Genomic DNA, 7,903 nt, shown 5'->3' with positions numbered 1-7,903 from the left:
CGGAGAAATTCCAATCGAACTTGGAGATAGCTGGTTCTCTCCGAAATAGCTTTAGGGCTAGCCTCGTGATGAGAATACTGGAGGTAGAGCACTGTTTGGACTAGGGGGCCATCCCGGTTTACCGAATTCAGACAAACTCCGAATGCCAGATATTTATACACGGGAGTCAGACTGCGAGTGATAAGATCCGTAGTCAAAAGGGAAACAGCCCAGACCACCAGCTAAGGTCCCAAAGTAATCGTTAAGTGGAAAAGGATGTGGCGTTGCACAGACAACCAGGATGTTGGCTTAGAAGCAGCCATCATTTAAAGAGTGCGTAATAGCTCACTGGTCGAGTGACGCTGCGCCGAAAATGTATCGGGGCTAAACGATTCACCGAAGCTGTGGATTGACATCTACGATGTCAGTGGTAGGAGAGCGTTCTAAGTGCGTTGAAGTCAGATCGGAAGGACTGGTGGAGCGCTTAGAAGTGAGAATGCCGGTATGAGTAGCGAAAGACGGGTGAGAATCCCGTCCACCGTATGACTAAGGTTTCCTGAGGAAGGCTCGTCCGCTCAGGGTTAGTCGGGACCTAAGCCGAGGCCGATAGGCGTAGGCGATGGACAACAGGTTGATATTCCTGTACCACCTCCTCACCGTTTGAGAAATGGGGGGACGCAGTAGGATAGGGTAAGCGCGCTGTTGGATATGCGCGTCCAAGCAGTAAGGCGTGTGTGTAGGCAAATCCGCACACTGTAACGTTGAGCTGTGATGGCGAGTCCGTATGGACGAAGTTCCTGATTTCACACTGCCAAGAAAAGCCTCTATCGAGGTGAGAGGTGCCCGTACCGCAAACCGACACAGGTAGTCGAGGAGAGAATCCTAAGGTGTGCGAGAGAACTCTCGTTAAGGAACTCGGCAAAATGACCCCGTAACTTCGGGAGAAGGGGTGCTCTTGAGCGTGCAAGCGCATGAGAGCCGCAGTGAATAGGCCCAGGCGACTGTTTAGCAAAAACACAGGTCTCTGCAAAACCGTAAGGTGACGTATAGGGGCTGACGCCTGCCCGGTGCTGGAAGGTTAAGAGGAGTGGTTAGCGCAAGCGAAGCTGCGAATTGAAGCCCCAGTAAACGGCGGCCGTAACTATAACGGTCCTAAGGTAGCGAAATTCCTTGTCGGGTAAGTTCCGACCCGCACGAAAGGCGTAACGATCTGGGCACTGTCTCAACGAGAGACTCGGTGAAATTATAGTACCTGTGAAGATGCAGGTTACCCGCGACAGGACGGAAAGACCCCGTGGAGCTTTACTGTAGCCTGATATTGAATTTTGGTACAACTTGTACAGGATAGGTAGGAGCCAGAGATTTCGGAGCGCCAGCTTCGAAGGAGGCGTCGGTGGGATACTACCCTGGTTGTATTGAAATTCTAACCCATGCCCCTTAGCGGGGCAGGAGACAGTGTCAGGCGGACAGTTTGACTGGGGCGGTCGCCTCCTAAAAGGTAACGGAGGCGCCCAAAGGTTCCCTCAGAATGGTTGGAAATCATTCGTAGAGTGTAAAGGCACAAGGGAGCTTGACTGCGAGACCTACAAGTCGAGCAGGGTCGAAAGACGGGCTTAGTGATCCGGTGGTTCCGCATGGAAGGGCCATCGCTCAACGGATAAAAGCTACCCCGGGGATAACAGGCTTATCTCCCCCAAGAGTCCACATCGACGGGGAGGTTTGGCACCTCGATGTCGGCTCATCGCATCCTGGGGCTGTAGTCGGTCCCAAGGGTTGGGCTGTTCGCCCATTAAAGCGGTACGCGAGCTGGGTTCAGAACGTCGTGAGACAGTTCGGTCCCTATCCGTCGTGGGCGTAGGAAATTTGAGAGGAGCTGTCCTTAGTACGAGAGGACCGGGATGGACACACCGCTGGTGTACCAGTTGTCTTGCCAAAGGCATCGCTGGGTAGCTATGTGTGGACGGGATAAGTGCTGAAAGCATCTAAGCATGAAGCCCCCCTCAAGATGAGATTTCCCATTACGCAAGTAAGTAAGATCCCTCAAAGACGATGAGGTAGATAGGTTCGAGGTGGAAGTGTGGTGACACATGGAGCTGACGAATACTAATCGATCGAGGACTTAACCAACATGTTTGAAACATTCAATGAACCGTTTATCCAGTTTTGAAAGAACAATTTTTTTCATATAGGGTTTCAAGATACGAGTAGTTCGAGGAAGCGATGGAGAGAGGGAAGGAGCGTACTTAAGTACGTGACTGACTGAACGACTGAAGCTGACGAAGAAATGCGACGTATATTGAAAGCCGAAAATAGTCTAGTGATGATGGCAAAGAGGTCACACCCGTTCCCATACCGAACACGGAAGTTAAGCTCTTTAGCGCCGATGGTAGTTGGGGGCTTCCCCCTGTGAGAGTAGGACGTCGCTAGGCACTTGGAAAAGTCGAGGATATATTCCTCGGCTTTTTTGTTTTATAAAAAGATAAAATTATTTAAAGATAGAATTCACATAATGAATTAGGTTGTATACTATACGTTGAGAAATGACTATAATGGTCCGTCACTCCTGCCGAGAAAACTGTCATATCAGACTGTCTGTGTAGTGTTTCTGGAGGAAGCTACGAATGAAGTAGGGCGAGTTTTACTAGCAAATTATGTAGTTGAAAATTGTTTATAAATAGGAGGACTAGGAATAATTAGTGCAATTTTTGGCTTTAAAGCTACTATTCGTAGAGTTCTTATTGTGCTTAATATTTTTTTATTGTTCCTTTTCTTAGGTGTATACGTACTGGGGTTTCAAAACCTTAATAAAGAACTGCAGATTTTGTCTCTGCAGTTCTTTTAATTTTTCTTGAAATAGTAACTGTAAAGCACAGATCACCCAAAAATAAGAATGGCATTTATTAAACGTATACCATTACCAAGTAGTTAATGTGGAGGTGTTCGGCTCCTTACAAAATAGCGTCACAGACGAGTCCCTGTAGAGAGCTAGAAGGGAAACGAAGGTTGAGCCTATCTTGTCCTGTGAGGACGCCTTCGTGACCAACATCACGTCGTTACTGCGCACATCTACTGGCACAAGCCGCTCATTGGATACCAACAGGAAAGTGCCTAACAGAATGGAAATCGATCTAACGTTAGGGTGAAGAGCATTTTATTAACAAATCAAACATACTAATGGGGCAAACTAAAGGTATAATGAAACTCATAAGAGTAAAAAATTATTGGATACAAGATCGAAAGGAAGAAAGATTTGGGAAAAAAACAAATTTGGTATGAAGTAGAAGAAAATGAGTCAATTGAAGATTGTTTGGAAAGAATGCGTCAAGATGGCTATATGGCAGTGGGAAGAAAAGAAGAACCTATTTTTCACTTAGTCAATGGAGAACCAACGTATTTGCGTCAAAAAATACAATTTAAAGCGATGAACTGCCAAGATTTTGAGTGATTTTGACTAAAATCCGAACGTTTATAAATGCCTAAAATAAATTGTTCGTATTTTTGTATTGACGATAGGGGAATGACTTGTTAAAATGTGAGAAGGAAAAACAAATAAATCCCACATATATGCTAGAGGATTGGCTCTAGTGTCTCTACCCGGCACCGTAAATGCCGGACTATGCGGGAAAGCACTTTTGGCATGTTACGGGAAGGTTTATGTGCAGAAATGTACATTTTCATATTCTTTTCATAATAAGTCCTCAAGTAAGCTGCTTTCACGTGTATGGTAGGGAGTAGTTTATTTGAGGATTTTCTTTGTTATAAAAAGAAAAGAATGTAGCTATATAATATTTGATCATTTTTCTAACGTTAAAAAGGAGCGACAATCATGAATCCGAAAATCGGTGTCATTATGGGGAGTTCAAGTGACTGGGAAACAATGAAACATGCATGTGATATTTTAGATGAATTACAAGTACCGTACGAGAAAAAGGTAGTGTCTGCACATCGTACTCCTGACTTAATGTTTGAGTATGCAGAATCAGCACGTGAGCGAGGAATTCAAGTAATTATCGCTGGTGCAGGTGGAGCTGCACATTTACCAGGAATGGTAGCAGCTAAAACAACGTTACCGGTAATCGGAGTACCTGTGCAATCTCGTGCTCTTAACGGTCTTGATTCACTATTATCAATCGCTCAAATGCCTGGAGGTGTACCTGTAGCAACAGTAGCGATTGGCAAAGCAGGAGCGACGAATGCAGGCTTGCTTGCAGCGCAAATTTTATCGACAACAGATGCACTGCTTGCTAATCAACTAGATGCTAGACGTGAAGCCACGAAGCAAAAAGTACTGGAAAGCACAGGTGACTTAGTGTGACAAAGATCATTTATCCAGGGCAGACGATAGGCATTATCGGAGGAGGGCAACTTGGTCGTATGATGGCACTTGCTGCAAAAGAGGCAGGCTTTAAAGTTGCTGTTCTTGAACCATTAATGGATTCACCATGTGGACAGGTTGCGGATGTTCGTATTGTAGCACCATATGATGATGAAGCAGCTTTAGAAGAACTTGCTGAGGTAAGTGACGTTATAACGTATGAGTTTGAAAACATCGATTATGATGGCTTAAAACGTTTAACACAAATGGCTTACGTTCCACAAGGAGCAGAGCTAGTACGCATTACACAAAACCGTGTGACTGAGAAAGAAGCGATTATGAACGCAGGTTGTCCGGTAGCCCCTTATTTGGTTGTAAATACATATGAAGAATTACTAGCCAATATCGATAGGATTAGTTATCCTTGTATAGTCAAAACAGCAAGAGGTGGTTACGATGGCAAGGGGCAGCAGCTTTTAAAATCTGCAGAAGACCTATCGTTAGCAAAGGGGCTTTTCTCTCATTCACAATGTATTGTTGAGGGATTTGTACCTTTCGTTAAAGAGGTGTCTGTCATTGTTCAAAGAAACGGTAATGGTGAATCATATTGTCAACCAGTTGGAGAAAATATTCATGTTCATCATATTTTACACGAAACGATTGTGCCAGCTCGTATAAAAGAGGAAACAGCACGGGCTGCAGAGCTCGAAGCTTTGAAAATTGCTGATTACTTAAATTTAGTGGGTACATTAGCAGTAGAAATGTTTGTATTAGAAGATGGTGGAATTGTTATTAATGAATTAGCACCAAGACCTCATAATTCAGGTCACTATTCAATAGAAGCATGTAATGTTTCACAGTTCCATCAGCATATACGTGCTATTTGTGGTTGGCCATTACGTAAACCACAACTTTGGGCACCATCAATTATGATAAATGTTTTAGGGCAGCATGTCATGCCACTTAGTAACTCAATTGCTAAATATCCTGAATGGTCTATACATCTTTATGGGAAAGATGAAGCTAAGGTGAACCGTAAGATGGGCCACGTAACGATTATGACGAAAAACTTAGAAGAAACACTACAACAAATCGAGAGTTCTGGCATTTGGCCAGAATAGAAGGAGAAACGCAATGATCGAACGTTACACAAGACCCGAAATGGGCGCAATTTGGACAGAACAAAATAAATATCAAGCTTGGCTAGAAGTTGAAATTTTAGCATGTGAGGCTTGGGCAGAATTAGGCGACATTCCAAAAGAAGATGTAGCTAAAATACGTGAAAATGCTTCATTTGATGTGGATCGTATTTTAGAGATTGAAAAAGAAACACGTCATGATGTTGTAGCATTCACTCGTGCCGTATCTGAAACACTTGGCGAAGAGCGAAAATGGGTGCACTATGGTTTAACTTCAACGGACGTAGTTGATACAGCCCTTTCTTTTTTAATTAAACAAGCGAATGATATTTTACGTAAAGACATCATGAATTTCATTGACATTATCGCAGCGAAAGCGAAAGAGTATAAGCATACTGTCATGATGGGACGTACACACGGTGTTCATGCTGAGCCAACAACTTTCGGTTTAAAATTAGCTTTATGGTATGAAGAAATGAAGCGTAACTTAGAGCGCTTTGAAGCAGCAGCAAAGGTAATTGAAACAGGAAAAATGTCCGGTGCAGTTGGAACATATGCCAATATCGATCCTCGAGTTGAGCAATATGTATGCGATAAATTAGGACTTACAGCATCACCTATTTCAACACAAACATTACAACGTGATCGCCATGCACAGTATTTTGGGGCGTTGGCATTAATCGCAACATCAATAGAGAAATTTGCAACAGAGATTCGCGGCTTGCAAAAATCTGAAACACGTGAAGTTGAGGAAGGATTTGCAAAAGGACAAAAAGGCTCGTCAGCGATGCCTCATAAACGTAATCCAATCGGATCTGAAAACATGGTTGGTATGTCACGTTTAATGCGTGGCTATATGCTAACTGCTTATGAAAACGTAGCATTATGGCATGAGCGTGATATTTCACATTCATCTGCAGAGCGTGTTATTTTACCGGATGCAACAATTACACTTAACTATATGTTAAATCGCTTCGGTAACATTGTGAAAAACTTAACAGTATTCCCTGAAAATATGAAACGTAATATGGGTCGCACTTTTGGTCTAATTTACTCTCAACGCATCTTATTAGCACTTATCGATAAAGGGTTAGTGCGTGAGGAAGCGTATGATACAGTACAACCTTTAGCGATGCAGGCGTGGGATGAGCAAGTTCAGTTCCGTACGTTGGTCGATGCAAGTGAAAAAATTACATCGTATTTAACGAAAGAAGAGCTAGATGAGTGCTTCGACTACAACTACCATTTACAGCATGTAGATATGATTTTTGAGCGTCTTGGACTTAACTAACATTTATCTTCATTCAGCAACTGAATGAAGATAATGCCTCCGGCGGATGTCACGAATTTTGAATTGTGCCAGACAATTCAAAATCCGGACGCAATTACGCCAAGGCGAAATTGATAGAGTAGAGCCACTAGCGGATGTTACAGAATTGAATCGTATACGTACGATTCAATTCTGAACAATACGTGTGTATTTCATAATATCAGGGGGAGTAACGAAATGACTACAGGTCAACTTTTGTATGAAGGTAAAGCAAAAAAATTGTATACAACAGAGGAACCAGATGTGTTACTCGTTGAATACAAGAATAGTGCAACAGCATTTAATGGTGAGAAAAAAGAAGAAATTGAAGGTAAAGGCATATTAAATAATCGCATTACCTCTCTAATTTTCGAAAAATTGCAAGCTAACGGAATTGCGTCACATTTCGTAAAACAATTATCTGATACGCAGCAGCTTGTAAAAAAGGTAGATATTATTCCAATAGAGGTCGTAGTTCGTAATATAGTAGCAGGTAGCTTAGCGAAACGTCTTGGCTTGGAGGAAGGTTCACCATTAAAACGCCCAATCGTTGAGTTTTATTATAAAGACGATGAACTAGGCGATCCGCTCATTACAACGGAGCATATTGACGTACTTGATCTTGCAACACCTGAGGAAGTGACAGCCATTTATGATGGGGCACTTGCAGTTAACGAAGTTATGCAACCTATATTTGCAGATATCAACGTTACACTAATTGACTTTAAATTAGAGTTCGGACGTGACAATGATGGAAATGTACTGCTGGCAGATGAAATATCACCAGATACATGCAGACTTTGGGATGCAACTACAAAGCAAAAGTTAGACAAAGATGTTTTTCGTAGAGACCTTGGTAATTTAACTGAAGTTTATACTATTATACTTTCTAGACTCGGAGGCAAATAACAATGAAAAAAGTTAAAATTTACGTAACATTACGTGAGAGCATTCTTGATCCACAAGGTTCAGCTGTACAAGGTTCTTTAGTGAAAATGGGTTACGCTGAAGTAGAAGATTTACGTATCGGTAAATATCTTGAACTAGCAATTAAAGATACAGAACGTGATATTGATACTCTAGTAAAAGAAATGTGTGAAAAGGTTTTAACTAACGTTGTAATCGAAGACTACCGTTACGAAGTCGAGGAGGCTAATTAAT

General features: G+C 42.5%; 6 protein-coding genes, 2 rRNA genes and 1 riboswitch (1 of these 9 cut by a window edge). All 8 genes read left to right on the top strand.

What is annotated here, in order from left to right; translation table 11 throughout:
• Positions 1-2,106 (top strand): 23S ribosomal RNA (locus AC3WSO_RS21615); it begins 822 nt to the left of the window's first position.
• A gap of 186 nt (positions 2,107-2,292) precedes the next feature.
• Positions 2,293-2,408 (top strand): 5S ribosomal RNA (gene rrf, locus AC3WSO_RS21610).
• 821 nt (positions 2,409-3,229) lie between these two features.
• Positions 3,230-3,424 carry an NETI motif-containing protein gene (locus AC3WSO_RS21605; RefSeq protein ID WP_476427856.1) on the top strand — a complete coding sequence of 65 codons (195 nt, stop codon included), beginning with the start codon at positions 3,230-3,232 and terminating at the stop codon, positions 3,422-3,424.
• A gap of 93 nt (positions 3,425-3,517) precedes the next feature.
• Positions 3,518-3,616, top strand: a riboswitch (purine riboswitch).
• 189 nt (positions 3,617-3,805) lie between these two features.
• Positions 3,806-4,294 carry a 5-(carboxyamino)imidazole ribonucleotide mutase gene (gene purE, locus AC3WSO_RS21600; RefSeq protein WP_492533555.1) on the top strand — a complete coding sequence of 163 codons (489 nt, stop codon included), beginning with the start codon at positions 3,806-3,808 and terminating at the stop codon, positions 4,292-4,294.
• The gene (purK, locus tag AC3WSO_RS21595; protein WP_492533553.1) at positions 4,291-5,415 is read left to right on the top strand and encodes a 5-(carboxyamino)imidazole ribonucleotide synthase; all 1,125 of its coding nucleotides are present in this window, start codon (positions 4,291-4,293) and stop codon (positions 5,413-5,415) included. Before purE ends, purK begins: the two co-directional genes overlap by 4 nt.
• A 13-nt stretch (positions 5,416-5,428) precedes the next feature.
• Positions 5,429-6,724: an adenylosuccinate lyase gene (gene purB, locus AC3WSO_RS21590; protein ID WP_492533552.1), complete on the top strand. Its 1,296-nt coding sequence runs from the start codon at positions 5,429-5,431 to the stop codon at positions 6,722-6,724.
• A gap of 216 nt (positions 6,725-6,940) precedes the next feature.
• Positions 6,941-7,651: a phosphoribosylaminoimidazolesuccinocarboxamide synthase gene (purC, locus tag AC3WSO_RS21585; protein WP_492533551.1), complete on the top strand. Its 711-nt coding sequence runs from the start codon at positions 6,941-6,943 to the stop codon at positions 7,649-7,651.
• A gap of 2 nt (positions 7,652-7,653) precedes the next feature.
• A complete protein-coding gene (gene purS, locus AC3WSO_RS21580) occupies positions 7,654-7,902 on the top strand; it encodes a phosphoribosylformylglycinamidine synthase subunit PurS (protein ID WP_079562648.1) in 249 nt (82 codons plus the stop codon).
• The last annotated feature ends 1 nt before the right edge of the window (position 7,903 follow it).

The sequence above is a fragment of the Lysinibacillus sp. EB106-09-02-XG168 genome, assembly GCF_058791475.1.
The sequence above is the reverse complement of the archived record's forward strand: the minus strand, read 5'-3'. Positions and strand labels throughout refer to the sequence as shown.